Annotated in this window: 11 protein-coding genes and 1 tRNA gene; 9 read left to right on the top strand and 3 right to left on the bottom strand. The window is 72.9% G+C overall.

What is annotated here, in order from left to right; all coding sequences use genetic code 11:
- Positions 1-98 precede the first annotated feature (98 nt).
- Positions 99-701, top strand: a complete 603-nt coding sequence (locus AB0A97_RS04860) for a DUF1707 domain-containing protein (protein ID WP_361144425.1) — start codon at positions 99-101, stop codon at positions 699-701.
- Between the two features lie 70 nt (positions 702-771).
- Here the strand turns inward: AB0A97_RS04860 and AB0A97_RS04855 are convergent.
- Positions 772-847 (bottom strand) — tRNA-Arg (locus AB0A97_RS04855).
- A 314-nt stretch (positions 848-1,161) separates the two neighbouring features.
- Between AB0A97_RS04855 and AB0A97_RS04850 the strand changes: the two genes are divergently transcribed.
- From AB0A97_RS04850 to AB0A97_RS04820, 7 genes are all read left to right on the top strand, one after another.
- A complete protein-coding gene (locus tag AB0A97_RS04850; protein ID WP_361145287.1) occupies positions 1,162-2,892 on the top strand; it encodes a dynamin family protein in 1,731 nt (576 codons plus the stop codon).
- Positions 2,893-3,020: 128 nt separating this feature from the next.
- The gene (locus tag AB0A97_RS04845; protein ID WP_361144422.1) at positions 3,021-5,540 is read left to right on the top strand and encodes a YfjP family GTPase; all 2,520 of its coding nucleotides are present in this window, start codon (positions 3,021-3,023) and stop codon (positions 5,538-5,540) included.
- A 243-nt stretch (positions 5,541-5,783) separates the two neighbouring features.
- Positions 5,784-6,437 carry a single-stranded DNA-binding protein gene (locus tag AB0A97_RS04840; RefSeq protein ID WP_361145285.1) on the top strand — a complete coding sequence of 218 codons (654 nt, stop codon included), beginning with the start codon at positions 5,784-5,786 and terminating at the stop codon, positions 6,435-6,437.
- A gap of 290 nt (positions 6,438-6,727) precedes the next feature.
- Positions 6,728-8,134 (top strand): Cys-Gln thioester bond-forming surface protein, encoded by a 1,407-nt coding sequence (locus tag AB0A97_RS04835; protein ID WP_361144419.1) that lies wholly within the window; start codon positions 6,728-6,730, stop codon positions 8,132-8,134.
- Between the two features lie 601 nt (positions 8,135-8,735).
- Positions 8,736-10,400, top strand: coding sequence for an energy-dependent translational throttle protein EttA (ettA, locus tag AB0A97_RS04830; RefSeq protein WP_361144415.1), 1,665 nt, complete (start codon positions 8,736-8,738; stop codon positions 10,398-10,400).
- Between the two features lie 5 nt (positions 10,401-10,405).
- Positions 10,406-10,867, top strand: a complete 462-nt coding sequence (locus AB0A97_RS04825; protein WP_361144412.1) for a thioesterase family protein — start codon at positions 10,406-10,408, stop codon at positions 10,865-10,867.
- Complete coding sequence (locus AB0A97_RS04820) at positions 10,864-11,688, top strand: hypothetical protein (RefSeq protein ID WP_361144409.1); 825 nt, start codon at positions 10,864-10,866, stop codon at positions 11,686-11,688. The genes AB0A97_RS04825 and AB0A97_RS04820 overlap by 4 nt, the downstream gene beginning before the upstream one ends.
- Before the next feature lie 136 nt (positions 11,689-11,824).
- Here AB0A97_RS04820 and AB0A97_RS04815 read toward each other — a convergent pair whose 3' ends face one another.
- On the bottom strand, positions 11,825-12,229 hold the full coding sequence (locus AB0A97_RS04815) for a globin (protein ID WP_030018984.1): 405 nt from the start codon (positions 12,227-12,229) through the stop codon (positions 11,825-11,827).
- A gap of 74 nt (positions 12,230-12,303) precedes the next feature.
- Here AB0A97_RS04815 and AB0A97_RS04810 point away from each other — a divergent pair, with 74 nt between their 5' ends.
- Positions 12,304-13,413 (top strand): methyltransferase domain-containing protein, encoded by a 1,110-nt coding sequence (locus AB0A97_RS04810; RefSeq protein WP_361144405.1) that lies wholly within the window; start codon positions 12,304-12,306, stop codon positions 13,411-13,413.
- 135 nt (positions 13,414-13,548) lie between these two features.
- Here the strand turns inward: AB0A97_RS04810 and AB0A97_RS04805 are convergent, their stop codons facing one another.
- The gene (locus tag AB0A97_RS04805; protein ID WP_361144402.1) at positions 13,549-15,498 is read right to left on the bottom strand and encodes an FHA domain-containing protein; all 1,950 of its coding nucleotides are present in this window, start codon (positions 15,496-15,498) and stop codon (positions 13,549-13,551) included.
- Between the last annotated feature and the right edge of the window lie 36 nt (positions 15,499-15,534).

Here is a 15,534-nt window from a genome sequence, read left to right as displayed (position 1 = left end):
GGGGGACAGCACCCTGCGGGCGGATCCGGTGGCTGGTCCACCCCTCGTACTCTCCGTACAGGGCCCGCTGTTGTCCGGATCGTTCGTATCATCGGCTCATGACCGCCAAGACTCCGGAATCCGCCTCCTGGGGCGAACTGCGCGCCTCCCACGCCGACCGGGAGGCCGTGGTGGAACGGCTGAGGGAGGCGGCGGCCGAGGGCCGGATCGACCTCGCGGAGCTGGACGACCGGCTGGAACGGGCGCTGACCGCCAAGACGTTCGCCGACCTCGCGCCGCTCACCGCCGACCTGCCGCAGGCCGTCTCCGCGGCGGACCCGGGCGAGGCGCTGGTCCTCAAGGGCGGCATCCACGGCGCGTCCCGTACGGGGCGCTGGGAGGTGCCCGCGCACATCACCGCGCACGGCGGCATGGGCGGCGTCCGGCTCGACTTCACCCGTACCGAGTGCCGACTCCCGGAAGTCGAGGTGGAGGTGCACGGGGAGATGGCGGGCGTCACGGTCGTCATCCCGGAGGGGTGGGCCGCGAACTGCGACGGTGTCGCGACGGGCCTCGGCGCCCTCAGGAACAAGACCACCCCCGAGCGGCTCCCGGACACGCCGCTCATCCGGCTCACCGGGTCCGCCGGCATGGCCGGCGTGATCGTCCGCCATCCCAACGTCCGCGAGCGCCGCCTGCTGAAGCGCGAACAGGCGAAGTAGCCGGGCGTACGGCGGCTGCCGCTTCCGCGCGGCGACCGCGCCACCCGGGCAGTCTCGACGGCCGAAGAAGTGGCGCCCCCGGCAGGACTCGAACCTGCGGCCAAGTGCTTAGAAGGCACCTGCTCTATCCACTGAGCTACGGGGGCCAGGTGGTGGGCGTGGATCACACGGGCCGCCGACAAGGATAGGGCTCCGTGTGCCTCGTCCCGGTTGCTTCACCTCCGTGGCACGTTGTGGAGGTTCGGTGAAGCGGTCCCGATAATCGCAGGCAGGTACGAATTCTGCACCGTTTTTGGGGCCTCACGCGTCGGGTGTTGTGCACTCGTTATGCCTGAGCCCCTTTGATCGCGGCTGCCTCATGCGTCGCTGATCCCGATCTGTACGGGTTTACGCGGCACGCACAGAGGGCTATACGCTTCAAAAACCTGCCAAAATTGGGCATTCTGCACGAGTGGCAACCTTGGATGTACAACCCCGGCTCCTTGACGTCCTGTCCGCGCTGCGCGACCGCGTCGACGCCGCGCGCTTCCCGCTGCCACTGCCCGGCGCCGCCCGCGCCCGGCGTACCCGGTCCGAGTTGCTGGACCAGCTCGACGACTATGTGATGCCCCGGCTGCGCGCTCCTCAGGCTCCGCTGCTCGCGGTCGTCGGCGGATCCACCGGGGCCGGCAAGTCCACGCTCGTCAATTCTCTGGTGGGCCGGCGCGTCAGCGAGGCCGGTGTACTGCGGCCCACGACACGTACGCCGGTACTCGTGTGCCACCCCGACGACCACCACTGGTTCGCGGGGCGGCGGGTACTGCCGCAGTTCACCCGGGTCTGGGTGCCCGAGCAGGACGGCCCCGAGGAACTCGACGCGTACGACGACGCGTGTGAACGCGAGTGCGAGTACACCTACGAAGGTGCGGACGAGGAGGACGGCGGCGGCGCGGCGCGGAGCGCGGTGGGCATGGCGCCCCTGCGCATCGAGACGGACCCGGCCCTCCCCAGCGGGCTGGCCCTCCTGGACGCCCCCGACATCGACTCGCTCGTCGCCCGCAACCGGGAGCTGGCCGCCGAGCTGATCTGCGCGGCCGACGTATGGGTACTGGTCACCACCGCCGCCCGGTACGCGGACGCGGTGCCGTGGCACCTGCTCCGTACGGCCAAGGAGTACGACGTCACCCTCGTCACCGTGCTGGACCGGGTGCCGCACCAGATCGCCACCGACATCTCGGCGCGGTACGCCGCCCTGCTGACCCGAGCCGGGCTCGGCGACGTACCCCGCTTCACCATTCCCGAACTGCCCGAATCGGCCGGCGGCGGCAGCGGGCTGCTGCCCGCCACGGCGGTGGCGGCGCTGCGGCGCTGGCTGGAACGGCACGCGCAGGACCCCGAGGTCCGGAACGCGGCGGCCGCCCGTACCACCGCCGGCGTCCTGGCCTCGCTGCGCTCCCGGATGCCGGCCCTCGCCGGGGCCTCCGCCTCCCAGCACGCCGCCACCCTGCGGCTGGCCGACCAGGTGGAGCAGGCGTACGAGGAGGCCGCGATCCGGGTACGCCGCGAGGTCGAACAGGGCGAGGTGCTGTCCGGCGACGCCCGCGCCCACTGGCGGGACCACGAACTCGGCGGGCGCCCCGACGAACTGCTGGACGCCCTGACCCACGGGCTGGCCTCCCTGCTGCGCTGCGCGGTGGAAGAAGCCGACGAGCGGGCAGCCGAGGCGTGGCGCCGGGACCCCGCGGCGGCGGACGCGGCCCTGACGGAGGTGGCGGACGCCGCGGCCTCGGCCGCCCGCCTGGGCGTGGTCGTACGGCGGTGGCGGCGCTGCCTGGAGGAACTGGCGGAGGAAGGCGTACGGGAAGCGCGCGCGCCACGCGGCGGACGCGCGGCGCGCGGGGCGCGGGCCGGGGAGCGCGCGAAGTCCGCCGCCGACCCGGAGGAGGCCGCGGCGCTGCTGGCCACCACCCTGCTGGGTGGACGCCGGGCCCGTACAGCGGGCGAGGCCCTCGCCGACCTGCTGGGCGCACAGGCCGCGGTACGGCTGCGCGACCGGGGCGGCCGACTGCTCGACACGTACCTCCAGCGCGCGCTGGACGGCGAACGGGAGCGGCGCCTGACGCCGCTGGAGTCGCTGGGCGTACGGCCGGACCACCAGGCCGCGCTGATCGCCGCGCTGTCTCTACTGCAGAAGGAGAAGGTGACGCGGTGACTGCTGGTGTGGGGCGTACGGATGATGTGGGTGGGGATGTGGGCGCGGGCGGGGATGTGGGTGTGGGTGCGAGCCGGGGTGCGGGAGGGGGTGATGGAGCGCGGTCGGTGGTGGCGGGGGAGCCGGTGATGGCTGCCGACTTGCCGATGGCTGCCGACACGGTCTTGGCCACCGAGCCGGTGAGGGCCGCCGTCGACTCGGCGGAGGCCGCAGACGCGGTCTCCGCGACGGCCTCGACGGCAGCCTCAGAGGTTTCGAGTGCCTCGGGAGATTCGGCAACCCCGGCGGCCCTGACAGGCCAGGTGGCCCCGGCAGACCCGGCGGCCCCGGAGGCGGCAGCGGCCCGGCCGGCCTCGGAGCCGGTCGAGGCGCTCTCCTCCTGGAACGACGGGCTGATCGCACGCCGCGCGAAGGACGGTGCCGACGCGAGGCCCGCAGCCGAGCGGCGCCACGCCCGTGCGCGGGAAGCGGCGGCGGAGCCGCGCGAAGGCAGACAGCCCGATTGGCGTGAGTGGCCCGAGTGGCTGGAGTGGGAGGACCGGGATCGGAGATCCCACCCGGGCGGGGACGAGGGCGGGGACGGATGGCTGGACGACGGGGACGAGTGGCACCAGCAGCGCGACTGGCAGGAGTGGGAGGACGAGGGCGACAGCGAACTCGAAGCCGTACTCGCCGTACTCCAGGACCCCGCGGAGCCCGTACAGGAGCCACGGGGCCGGCGCGGCCGTGCACAGGAGGCGAAGGAGTGCGCCCCTGACCCTCGGACCGCCAAGGGGCTCAGAGGTGTCAGAGACAGCAGATACACCAGAGGCACCAGGGATACCAGAAGCACCAAGAGCACCAGAAGCACCAGAGAACGCGGTAACCCCCAAGACCACGAAGACTCTGTGGCCCCAGGCGGGACCAGGTCCTCCCGATCCCCTGGAGGCCCCGGAGCCCGGCCCACCCCCGCGCAGCGGCTGCGCCCCCGCCTGGACGCTCTCCGGGAACTCGTCGGACTGTCCCGGACGCGCCTGGACGGGGCGACGCTCGCCGAGGCGGGACGGGTGCTCGGAGCGGCCGACGAGCGCTACCGGCTGTCCGGGGAACAGACTGTCATCGCCGTCGCGGGAGCCACCGGCAGTGGAAAATCGTCCCTGTTCAACGCGCTGGTGGGGGCGGACCACTCGGACGTGGGGGCGCGCCGGCCGACGACCTCGGAGCCGGTGGCCTGCGTGTGGTCGGGTGGGCAGCCGGGCGCGCACGGCCTGCTGGACCGGCTCGGAGTACCGGTACGCCGCAGGCACGCGCCGGCCGCCGGCTCGGCCACGCTGCCCGGTCTCGTTCTCCTGGACCTGCCCGACCACGACTCGGCCGCGGCCGGGCACCGTGAGCAGGTCGACCGGATGCTGGAGCTGGTGGACGCGGTGATCTGGGTGGTCGACCCGGAGAAGTACGCGGACGCGGTGCTGCACGAAAGGTATCTGCGGCCGCTGGCGGGCCACGCCGAGGTCATGTTCGTCGTCCTGAACCAGGTGGACCGGCTGCCGGGGGACGCCGCCGTACAGGTGGTCGACGATCTGCGGCGGCTGCTCGACGAGGACGGTCTGGCGCTCGGTGAGCACGGCGAACCGGGCGCCGCCGTACTGGCACTGTCGGCGGCCACCGGGGAGGGCGTCGGGGACCTGAGGGAGGCGCTCCGCCAGTTCGTCGCGGAGCGCGGCGCGGCGGACCGGCGGCTGACCGCGGACGTGGACGCGGCGGCGGGGCGGCTGTGGCCGGTGTACGTGGCCGACGGGCGGTACGGGCTGACGGAGGCGGCTCGGGAGGAGTTCGAGGACTGGCTCGCCGAGGCGGTCGGTGCCGGGGCGATGGGCAGTGCGGCGGAACGCGACTGGCTGCGCCACGGGGAACGGGCCTGCGGCACGCCGTGGCTGCGCCTGAGGCTGCGCAGACGGCGGCCGGGGGCGGTGCGCGGGCGGTCCGGGCGGACGAGCCCGGGGCGTACGGGACGATCCAAGCTGTGGCACCGGGACGCGTACCCGGACGCGTACACGGAGGCGGACGCAGCGGACGAAGCGGGCGGTGAGGACGAGTACGGCACCGTGAGCGGCTGGGTACCGGTGGACGGGCGGGCGACGGCGCGGCCGCTGGTCGAGCAGGCCGTACGGGCCGTGGCGGGGGAGGCGTCGGAAGGGCTTCCGGCGCCCTGGGCGCAGGCCGTGCGCGAGGCGGCGTTCCGGGGTGCCGAGGGGCTGCCGGAGGCGCTGGACCGGGCGGCGGCGGTCTCGGAAGGGGACTTGCGCGCCGGGCCGCTGGTGCGGCCGCGGTGGTGGTCGGTGGCCGCCGTGGCGCAGGGGCTGTTGACGATGCTGCTGGTGACCGGGGTGCTGTGGCTGCTGGCCGTGGTGGTGGGCGCGGCGGAGGCGGGGGAGTGGCTGTCCGCGTTGCTGGTGACGGCCATCGGGGCGACGGGCGGCCCGGTCGTGTCGTGGGTGTGCGGGGTGTCGGGGCGCGGTGCGGCCCGCCGGTACGGCCAGGAAGCGGAACGCCGGCTGCGTACGGCGGCAGCGGGCTGCGGCCGCGCCGCGGTGCTGGAACCGGTCGCCGCCGAACTGCTGCGCTACCGGGAGGTGCGGGAGCAGTACGCGGTGGCGGCCGGGTTGTGAGGCGGCGGGGCGGAGGGCCGGGGCGCCGGGTTCCGGGCGCTGCCCCGCCGGGGCGTTGTGAGGACGCTTCGACTCGATGAAGCCCCCGCCGGGGTGACGAAGTTGTCCACAACCCCGCGGTAGCACACAGGGCCCGGCGGGCTCCGGCGATTCCGTGCAGCATGGGTTCCACGCAGGCCCGGGACCGGGCCGCAGGGCCCGCCGGGGCCCACGACGGGGGAGGCGACGGCTGTGTACGAAACGATGGTGACGCTGGTGGGGAACGCCGCGACGGCGGTGGAGCACCGGCTGACGACGACCGGTGATTCGGCGGCGCGGTTCCGTCTGGCGACGTCCGCGCGGCGTTGGGACAAGGAGCGCCGGTGCTGGGTCGACGGGGACCCGAGCTTCTACACCGTCCGCGCGTGGCGGTCGCTGGCGGACCACCTGGCCGCTTCGGTCTCGCGCGGCGAACCCCTCGTCGTGCACGGCCGCATGCGGGTGTGGGAGCGGGACCTGCCCGAGGAGAAGGGCGGACAGCGGCGGGTGTCGGTCGAGGTGGACGCCGTGGCCGTCGGGCACGACCTGTCGCGTGGCACCTCCGCCTTCCGGCGGATCAACCGGACGGGTACGGATCCCACGCCGCCGAACGGCCGACCGGGTGGCGGGGGAGGGGCCACCGACGCCGCGGCCCCTCCGCTCCCGGCGCCCTCTCCATCCCTTCCGTCCCCACAAGAGCCCTCAGCCTCTCCAGCGCCCGCCGCTTCCCCGACGCCCGCCGCTTCCCCATCGCCCTCTGCCTCCCCGATCCCCGCAGACTTCGCAACGCCCCCAGACTCCGTGTCCGGTACCGAACCTGACTGGTCGTCGCCGCCCCCGACACCCACTCGCGAGAAGGGCGGTATTGCCTCGGCCTGACCCTCTGCCGCATCCCCGATGCGCAGTACGCCGGAGAAGCGATCAGTGCCCGGAAAGTCCCGGTGATTTGTCGATATTGCCAGGTCAAGTGGGGTGTGGTTGGTAACGATTGCGATTCGGATCGCTTATAGGACGGTATTGCGGGGGATCGTGTTGCGCCCGCTCTCTAGGATCCGTCGGGTACTCACGAGTACTCACGGGGGCCTGACTTATTCGGCTGTTGAGTTCTTTGGGTTCATTCCGGCGAGGCAACTCCCCAATCGATCCCGCCTCGCCCAGAGGGGAAATTCATGCTTTCAGTGAAGAGGCGGGGCGCAGCCCGCCTTGCCGCCGCGGTCCTGGCGTCGGGCCTGGTCGCGGCGGGCGCGATAGCCACCGCGGGTCCCGCCGCGGCTGACGACGCGGCGCCGGTCCACGGCGGCGCCAGTGCGACGCTCGACGGTCTGAAGACCTACGGTCAGGCAGTCCTGCACGCCGACGGCCACGACCAGCGGATCGGCGCCGGGCTCTTCGAGATGAAGGTCGACAACGGCGGCACCCTCCAGACGTACTGCATCGACATCGGCACGCCGACGCAGCAACTGGCGAAGTACAAGGAGGTGCCCTGGAGCGCCTCGTCGCTGCACGACAACCAGGACGCCGGCAAGATCCGCTGGATCCTGCAGAACTCCTACCCGCAGGTCAACGACCTGGCCTCGCTCGCCCAGAAGGCCGGTGCCGGGAGCCTGAGCGAGAAGACCGCTGCCGCCGGTACCCAGGTCGCGATCTGGCGCTTCTCCGACCACGTGAAGGTCGACGCCGTCGATCCCGCGGCCGAGAAGCTCGCCGACTACCTGGAGAAGAACGCGAAGAGCCTCGCCGAGCCCGAGGCGTCGCTGAAGCTGGACTCGCCGGCCGTCTCCGGCAAGTCCGGCAGCAAGCTCGGCCCGGTCACGGTCCGCACCAACGCCAACAGCGTGACCGTCTCCCCGGCCGCCGGTACCCCCGCCGGTGTCAAGGTGGTCGGCGCCGACGGCAAGCCCGTCACCAAGGCGGTCAACGGCACCAAGCTCTTCTTCGACGTGCCCGCCGGCACGAAGGACGGCGCCGCCTCGCTGACCGCGCAGGCCGCCACGAAGGTCTCGGTCGGTCGCGCCTTCACCGGCAGCGTCGGCACCGTCAAGAGCCAGACCATGATCCTGGCCGGCTCCAGCGAGTCCACCGCCACCGCGACCGCCACCGCCTCCTGGAAGAAGGAGGGCGCGGCCCCGGCCGTCACCGCGGAGAAGAACTGCTCCAAGGGCGGCGTGGACGTCACGGCCTCCAACAAGGGCGACGCGCCGTTCAAGTTCCAGCTCTCCGGCAAGGAGCACGTGATCGCGCCGGGCAAGTCCGAGACGATCACCGTCCCGGTCGGCGAGGACCAGGCGTACGAGATCACGATCGCGGGTGAGGGCGGCTTCAAGAAGACCTTCACCGGCGTCCTCGACTGCAAGACCGCCGGCACCACTCCCGGCAAGCCCTCCTCGCAGCCCAGCCCGGCCTCGGCCGGCGGCACCAGCGCCGGCGGCACCGGCGGCGGCGCGGGCGGCGACCTCGCCGAGACCGGCTCCAGCAACGCCACCCCGGTGATCGCGGGCGTCGCGGCCGCACTGGTCGTCGTCGGCGGCGGCGCGGTCTTCTTCCTGCGCAAGAAGAAGGCGGGCGTCACCCCGTAACCGAGGTCACCGAGATCACCGAGGTACGGACGTCACCCGGGTTCCGGGGCGCGGAAGCTCCCCGGAACCCGGAGTGACAAGGCACGCTCCGGCCGCCGTGATCCCAGCATGACAAGGTGCGCCGGGGCCCTGACCCCGGTCTGACGAAGTGTGCCGCAGCCCTGACCCCGGTCTGACGAGGCGCGCCCACGGCCTCGGCCCCGGCCGCCCATGACCGTACGCGCACCACCCACCGCCCTCCGTGGCCGAGCGAAACCGCTCCTCGGCCACGGAGGGCGGCGGCGTTCCCGCCCGGGATCAAGGTGTCAGGGAGGGGTGACGCCCCGCAGAGTCCTTCTGCGCGGCGGCAAGCCCGGCCGGGACCAAGGCTCAGGACCTGGCACCCACGGCCCGCCACCCCACCGCGACGCCCGCCCCGACACCCGCACCGCCACCCGCCCCACCACCCCGAATCCCCGTGCCCCCGAGGTACTCGTTTCCTTCGCGGGCTGGCCGTACGGCAAGATGGGGTGTATCTGCCCTCGCGCGGCGGAGCCGCTCATCGGCCCACGCGGCGGAGCCGCATTGACCATGACAGATCCAGACTGCCGGACGGTTTCTCTTGGCTGAGTACATCTACACGATGCGCAAGGCGCGTAAGGCGCACGGCGACAAGGTCATCCTTGACGACGTGACGCTGAACTTCCTGCCGGGCGCGAAGATCGGTGTCGTGGGCCCCAACGGCGCCGGCAAGTCGACGGTGCTGAAGATCATGGCCGGTCTTGAGCAGCCGTCCAACGGCGACGCGTTCCTCTCCCCGGGCTACTCCGTCGGGATGCTCCTCCAGGAGCCGCCGCTGGACGAGTCCAAGACGGTCCTGGAGAACGTCCAGGACGGCGCCCGCGAGACCATGGACAAGCTCAAGCGCTTCAACGAGGTCGCCGAGCTGATGGCGACCGACTACTCCGACGCGCTGCTGGAGGAGATGGGCAAGCTCCAGGAGGACCTGGACCACGCCAATGCCTGGGACCTGGACACCCAGCTGGAGCAGGCCATGGACGCGCTGGGCTGCCCGCCCGGTGACTGGCCGGTCACCAACCTCTCCGGTGGTGAGAAGCGCCGCGTCGCGCTGTGCAAGCTGCTGCTGGAGGCCCCCGACCTGCTCCTCCTCGACGAGCCCACCAACCACCTGGACGCCGAGTCCGTGCAGTGGCTGGAGCAGCACCTCGCCCAGTACGCCGGCACCGTCGTCGCCGTCACCCACGACCGGTACTTCCTCGACAACGTCGCCGAGTGGATCCTTGAGCTCGACCGCGGCCGTGCGCACCCGTACGAGGGCAACTACTCCACCTACCTCGACAAGAAGCAGACCCGCCTGAAGGTCGAGGGCCAGAAGGACGCCAAGCGCGCGAAGCGTCTGAAGGAAGAGCTGGAGTGGGTCCGCTCCAACGCCAAGGGCCGCCAGGCCAAGTCCAAGTCGCGGCTGTCCCGTTACGAGGAGATGGCGGCCGAGGCGGAGAAGACCCGGAAGCTGGACTTCGAGGAGATCCAGATCCCGCCGGGCCCGCGGCTGGGCAACATCGTCGTCGAGGTCGAGAACCTCAACAAGGCGTTCGGTGACAAGGTCCTCATCGACGACCTGTCGTTCACCCTCCCGCGCAACGGCATCGTCGGCGTCATCGGCCCGAACGGCGCCGGCAAGACCACGCTGTTCAAGATGATCCAGGGCCTGGAGGAGCCGGACTCCGGCAGCATCAAGGTCGGCGACACGGTCAAGATCTCCTACGTCGACCAGAACCGCGCCAACATCGACCCCAAGAAGACGCTGTGGGCCGTCGTCTCCGACGAGCTGGACTACATCAACGTCGGCCAGGTCGAGATGCCGTCCCGCGCCTATGTCTCGGCGTTCGGCTTCAAGGGCCCGGACCAGCAGAAGCCGGCCGGTGTGCTCTCCGGCGGTGAGCGCAACCGCCTGAACCTGGCGCTCACCCTCAAGCAGGGCGGCAACCTGCTGCTCCTCGACGAGCCGACCAACGACCTCGACGTCGAGACCCTGTCCTCGCTGGAGAACGCGCTGCTGGAGTTCCCCGGCTGCGCCGTGGTCGTCTCCCACGACCGCTGGTTCCTGGACCGCGTCGCCACGCACATCCTGGCGTACGAGGGCGAGTCCAAGTGGTTCTGGTTCGAGGGCAACTACGAGTCGTACGAGAAGAACAAGGTCGAGCGGCTGGGCCCGGACGCGGCTCGTCCGCACCGCGCCACGTACAAGAAGCTCACCCGGGGCTGAGCCGCGTGCGACACCTGTACTCCTGCCCGCTGCGCTGGTCCGACATGGACGCTTTCGGCCATGTCAACAACGCGGTGTTCATCCGCTACCTGGAAGAGGCGCGGATCGACTTCATGTGGCGGCTGGCGCCGGGCGAGGGCAGTACGTCCTTCTCCGGCGGGTCCGTCGTGGCCCGCCATGAGATCGACTACGTACGGCCGCTGGTGCACCGGCACGCGCCGGTGACCGTCGAGTCGTGGGTGACGAAGATAGGCGCCGCGTCGATGACGATCGCCTACGAGATCAAGGACGAGGACACGGTGTACGTCCGCGCCTCGACCGTCGTCGTCCCGTACGACTTCGGCGCGGAGCGGCCCCGCCGTATCACCGCCGAGGAGAAGTCCTTCCTCAAGGAGTACATGGACGACCCGGACGGCGCGGACGACGCGGACGGCGCCCAGCAGCAGGAGGGGGCCGTCGCCGCATGACGGCGTTGCGCCTGGCCGATGCCGGGGAGGCGGCGGATCTCGCCGCCTTCCTGGCCCGGCTGATTCACTACGACCGTGCCGCCGCGGTGCGGTTGCAGGCGGGTGGCGGGGTGCTCGCCGTCTTCGGGCGCCCGCCGTCGTTCGAGGTGCTGGCGATCCGTACGGCACGCCTGGCGCCGACCGGGCCCCCCGGCAGCGGGGCCGGCACCGGTACCGGCCCGCAAGCCGGTACGGGTGCCTCTCCCGCCGCCGGTCTCGACCTCACCGTCTCCGCCGGAGACCTGCTCGAAGGCATCGACGAGGCGGCGGACACCCTGACGCTGCCCGCCGCCGTCACCGGCCCGCCGTGGGCCGGCGTCCTGCCGCCCCGGGGCGGTTGGCAGCAGATGCCGGGACTGCCCTCGCCGCAGGCGCTGGGCAGGACTGTCGCACTCGCCGTCGCCGAGTTCCGTGCCCGGGACGAGGCGCTGCCGCCGGAACGCCGGACGCGCGCCGAGCGCGACCGCATCGGCCGCGAGATCTGGTCCCGCACCTTGGGCGACACCCACCTGCCGCTGCGCGCCGCGCACGCCGCGCAGTCCCTGGGCTTCCTGCGTCCCGTCCGGGTCGAGGCGCAGGCCGGCGCTCACGGGCTGGCGGGCGATGGCCGCGGTTCCGGCTCCGGTTCCCGCTCCGGCTCCGCGGGAGCAGGAGCCGCACTGGCGGAACCGCCAGCGCTGACCCTGCTGGCCGCGGGCGGCTGGCTACGGCTGCGGACACCGTACGGGTCGGTCGCGGTCCGCACGGGCGGGCCGTCGGCGCTCCCGGTGACACCCGCTTGAGACGTCCGCCAGGAGGCCACGTCAGCGCGGGGTGGGCGGGCAGAGGCCGGTGGGCAGAGGCCGACCGGACAGGACACGCCCGGTCCTCACGCCCCGCCCCGACGCCCCACCCGCGTCGGCCTGAGCCGCTACGGCCTCACTCAGCCGTATTGATCATCGACGCCGCCGCATACGTCATGTAGTTCCACAGCTGCGTCTCGTGCTCGGGGGACAGCTCCAGAGAGTCCACCGCGTCCCGCATGTGCTTGAGCCAGGCGTCGTGGGCGGCGCGGTCCACGGTGAAGGGCGCGTGCCGCATCCGCAGTCGCGGGTGGCCACGGCCGTCGCTGTACGTACGGGGGCCGCCCCAGTACTGCATGAGGAAGAGCGCAAGCCGCTCCTCGGCCGGGCCCAGGTCCTCCTCCGGGTACATCGGCCGCAGCAGCGGGTCCTCGGCCACCCCCTGGTAGAAACGGTGCACCAGGCGGCGGAACGTCGGCTCGCCACCGACCTGCTCGTAAAAAGTCTGTTCCTGAAGCGTGCCGCGCGGAATCTTGTTCACCCGTCCATGGTGTCAGACGACTCGGCGGTGCCGGCGTGCTCGGCCGAGGACCTGCGACGTAGGACAGTGGAGACATGAGCGGTACACCGTCCGGTCAGCAGCCGGACCACGAGCCGACGGCCGCGGCCCGCGCCGAGCTGATCCGGCAGATCAGAGCGGGTGGCCACCTCGGCGACCCGCGCTGGCGGGCCGCCTTCCAAGAGGTTCCGCGGCACCTCTTCGTCCCGTACTACTTCGTGGCCACACCCCGCGGCTACGAGCGGCTCTCCGGCTCCGATCCCGACCCCGCGCGACGGGCACGTTGGCTGGAAGGCGTCTACACCGACGGGGCGCTGGCGACGTACATGCGGGACGGCGAGCTGGTGTCGACCAGCAGCCAGCCGTCGCTGATGGCGATCATGCTGGAAGAACTGCGCGTCGAAGAGATCGAAGCGGCGAAGGAGGCCAGGGAGACAGGGGAGGCCGAGAAGCAGCCCTCGGACACCGGCTGCCGCGTCCTGGAGATCGGTACGGGCACCGGCTACAACGCCGCCCTGCTCTCCCACCGGCTGGGCGCGGAGCACGTGACCACCGTCGACCTGGACGAGGAGATCACCGGCCCGGCGCGCGACCGGCTGGCCGCCGCAGGACACCACCCCACCGTGGTGACCGGCGACGGCGCCCGGGGCTGCCCGGAACGCGCACCGTACGACCGGATCATCGCCACCTGCGCCCTGCCCGCCGTCCCGCCGGCGTGGATCGCGCAGTCCGCCCCCGGAGCCCTGATCCTGGCCCCTCTGGCGACCGGCCTGATCGCGCTCCGCGTGACGGACCCCGATGCCGTACGGGCGGAGGGCCGCTTCCTGGCCACCCCCGCCTACTTCGTCCCCCTGCGAGCCCGCCCCGACCCCACCGCACAGCCGCCCCACCCCGATGCCCCCGAGCAGCCCGGCCCACCCGCCGAATGCGGCGGACGACACCGAAGCCGCCACCACCTCCCCCGCGAAGCCCTCCGCGACGACCGCTTCCACTTCCTCCGCACCCTCACCGCCGACACCCTCACCCCGCAAGAAGCCCACACCCTGTGGCACCAGCAGAACCGCCCCCCGCGGGAACGCTTCGGCGTCACCGTGCACGGCACTGGTCAGTACGCGTGGCTCGATTCTCCCGAGGGCCCGCACCGGTGGGTGTTGCCAGGGAGCTAGGACGGATGGATGCTGCCCCGCATCTCGCGGGAACGGTGTCCGACAGCAGGAAGCGCCGGCCGCAGCGGGTGCACTGAAGCCGACGCCTTCTGCCGTTTTCCGGGCCTTGGCCTGTCTGCCGGGGGACTGCCGTCGTCAGGCCCGGCGGACGGTGATGGTGGTCCAGGCGCCCACGTGGATGCGGTCGCCCTCGTGGAGAGGGGTCGGGACGTAGGGCTGGATCGGGTCTTCGGCGAGATTGACGGTGGTGCCGTTGGTGGAGTTCTGGTCGACCACGGCCCAACTGCCGTCGGACTGCTGGACCAGGAGGGCGTGCTGGTGCGAGACGCCCGGGTCCTCCGGGGGACGGCCCAGGTCGATGTCCGGGGACTCGCCCGTGCTGTGCCGGCGGCGGCCGATGGCGATCTGGGTCCCGGTGAGCGGGATCTGCTGCTCCGGGGAGTAGGCGGGCAGGTTCAGGCCGGCCGCCTCCGGGCCGCTGCGGCCCATCATCGCCATGAAGTACTCGCGGTCGGGGGCGATCGCCACGACCCAGCCGTCACCGACGACCGGCGGCGGTCCGGGCGGGGCGGCGGGCCCCGGTGCGGGCTGGTTCCACTGCTGGTCGGGCTGCGGTTGCTGGTGTGCGTCCGGCTGCTGCGGCGGCTGGCCGAAGGGGGCGGGCTGCTGCGGCTCGAACGGAGCCTGCGGCGGAGCCTGTTGGGCGGCCTGCGGGTCGTACGAGGCCTGCGGCGGCTGTTGCTGGGGAGGCTGCTGGGGCTCGTACGGGCCCTGCTGCCGGGGTGGGGTGGGCGGGCCCTGGTGCGGGGGCGGGAAGCCGTAGCCGCCCTGGCCACCCTGGGAGCCCGGGCCGCCCTGACCGCCTTGGCTGACGTGACCGCCTTGGCTGTGGTCCTGGCCGCCCTGCGGCCCCGGCTGCGCGGGCTGCGGAGGCGGAGTCTGGGGCGGGGACTGGGGAGAAGACTGGGAGTTGGGGGGAGGCAGCGGCCAGTCGTCGTCGGCTGCCCGGGGCGGGCGCGTCGGACCGGGCCGGCTGGCGGGGGCTCCGTGCGGGCCGGGTTGGCCGGGCTGGCCGCTGGGTGCGGGGTTGCCGAACGGGGCGGGCTGGTCGGGAGCGCCGAACTGACCCGGCTGGTCGGGCCGGCCGAAAGGACCGGGCTGGTCGGGCGAGCCGAACTGGCCCGACTGGTCCGGGGAGAGCGGTTCGGCGGGGCGGTTGATCTGCGACGGGCGGGAGCCCTGGTATTCGTACTGCTGGGGCGGGGTGGGCGGGCCCTGGTGCGGGGGCGGGAAGCCGTAACCGCCCTGGCCGCCCTGGGAACCCGGGCCGCCCAGCGGGGCGGGGGGCGGCGGAGCGTACGAGGTGGCCGAGTGCGTCAGGAAGTTGTAGCGGCACTCCTCGCAGAACGGGGCCATCGCCTCGCGCGGCGTACGGCACTGGGGACACAGTTCCGGCTGGGCGCCCGGCTGGGACTGCTGGCCGGGGCCGAAGCCCTGCTGCGGAGGGGGCGCCGGGGTGTTCGGGCCGGGAGCCGGGGCCGGGGGCGGGAAGCCGTAGCCGCCCTGGCCACCCTGGGAGCCCTGGCTGCCGTGACCGCCCTGGCTGCCGTGCGGGCCGGGGGCGGGAGCCGGGCCGGGGCCCTGGCCCATCGGGCCCTGCGGTGCGGGCGCGGGCGGGGCCTGAGGGGGCGGAGCCTGCTGAAGCGGGGGCTGGGGGGCCGGAGCCTGGTGCGGCGGCGGGGTCTGCTGCGGCGAAGGGGTCTGCTGTGGCGAGAGGGGCTGCTGAGGCGGCGGGGTCTGGCCGGGGAAGCCCTGCCCGCCCTGGGGAGCGCCGGAAGCGCCGGAAGCGCCCGAAGCGCCGGGGGTTCCGGGAGCGCCGGTGTCGCCGGGGGCCCCGGGGCCGTTCCGGGGGCCCGGGCCGCCCTGCGGAGCGGACGGCGGCGGAGTCGGCTGGCCGGCCGGAGGGGTGTTGAGGAATCCCGCGGGCAGGGAGGGCGGCGGGGGAACAGCGCCCGCCATCCGGTGGCCGCACACCTCGCACCAGTCTTCGGCCACCGACTGATGGCCGTTCGGGCAGGTCGGCATGTCGGATCTTCCCCCTCAGTACCGATTGTGTTCGGT

Source organism: Streptomyces sp. NPDC045470 (assembly GCF_040646595.1).
In the GTDB taxonomy this organism is placed as follows: domain Bacteria; phylum Actinomycetota; class Actinomycetes; order Streptomycetales; family Streptomycetaceae; genus Streptomyces.
This window is presented reverse-complemented; position numbering and strand designations above follow the sequence as displayed.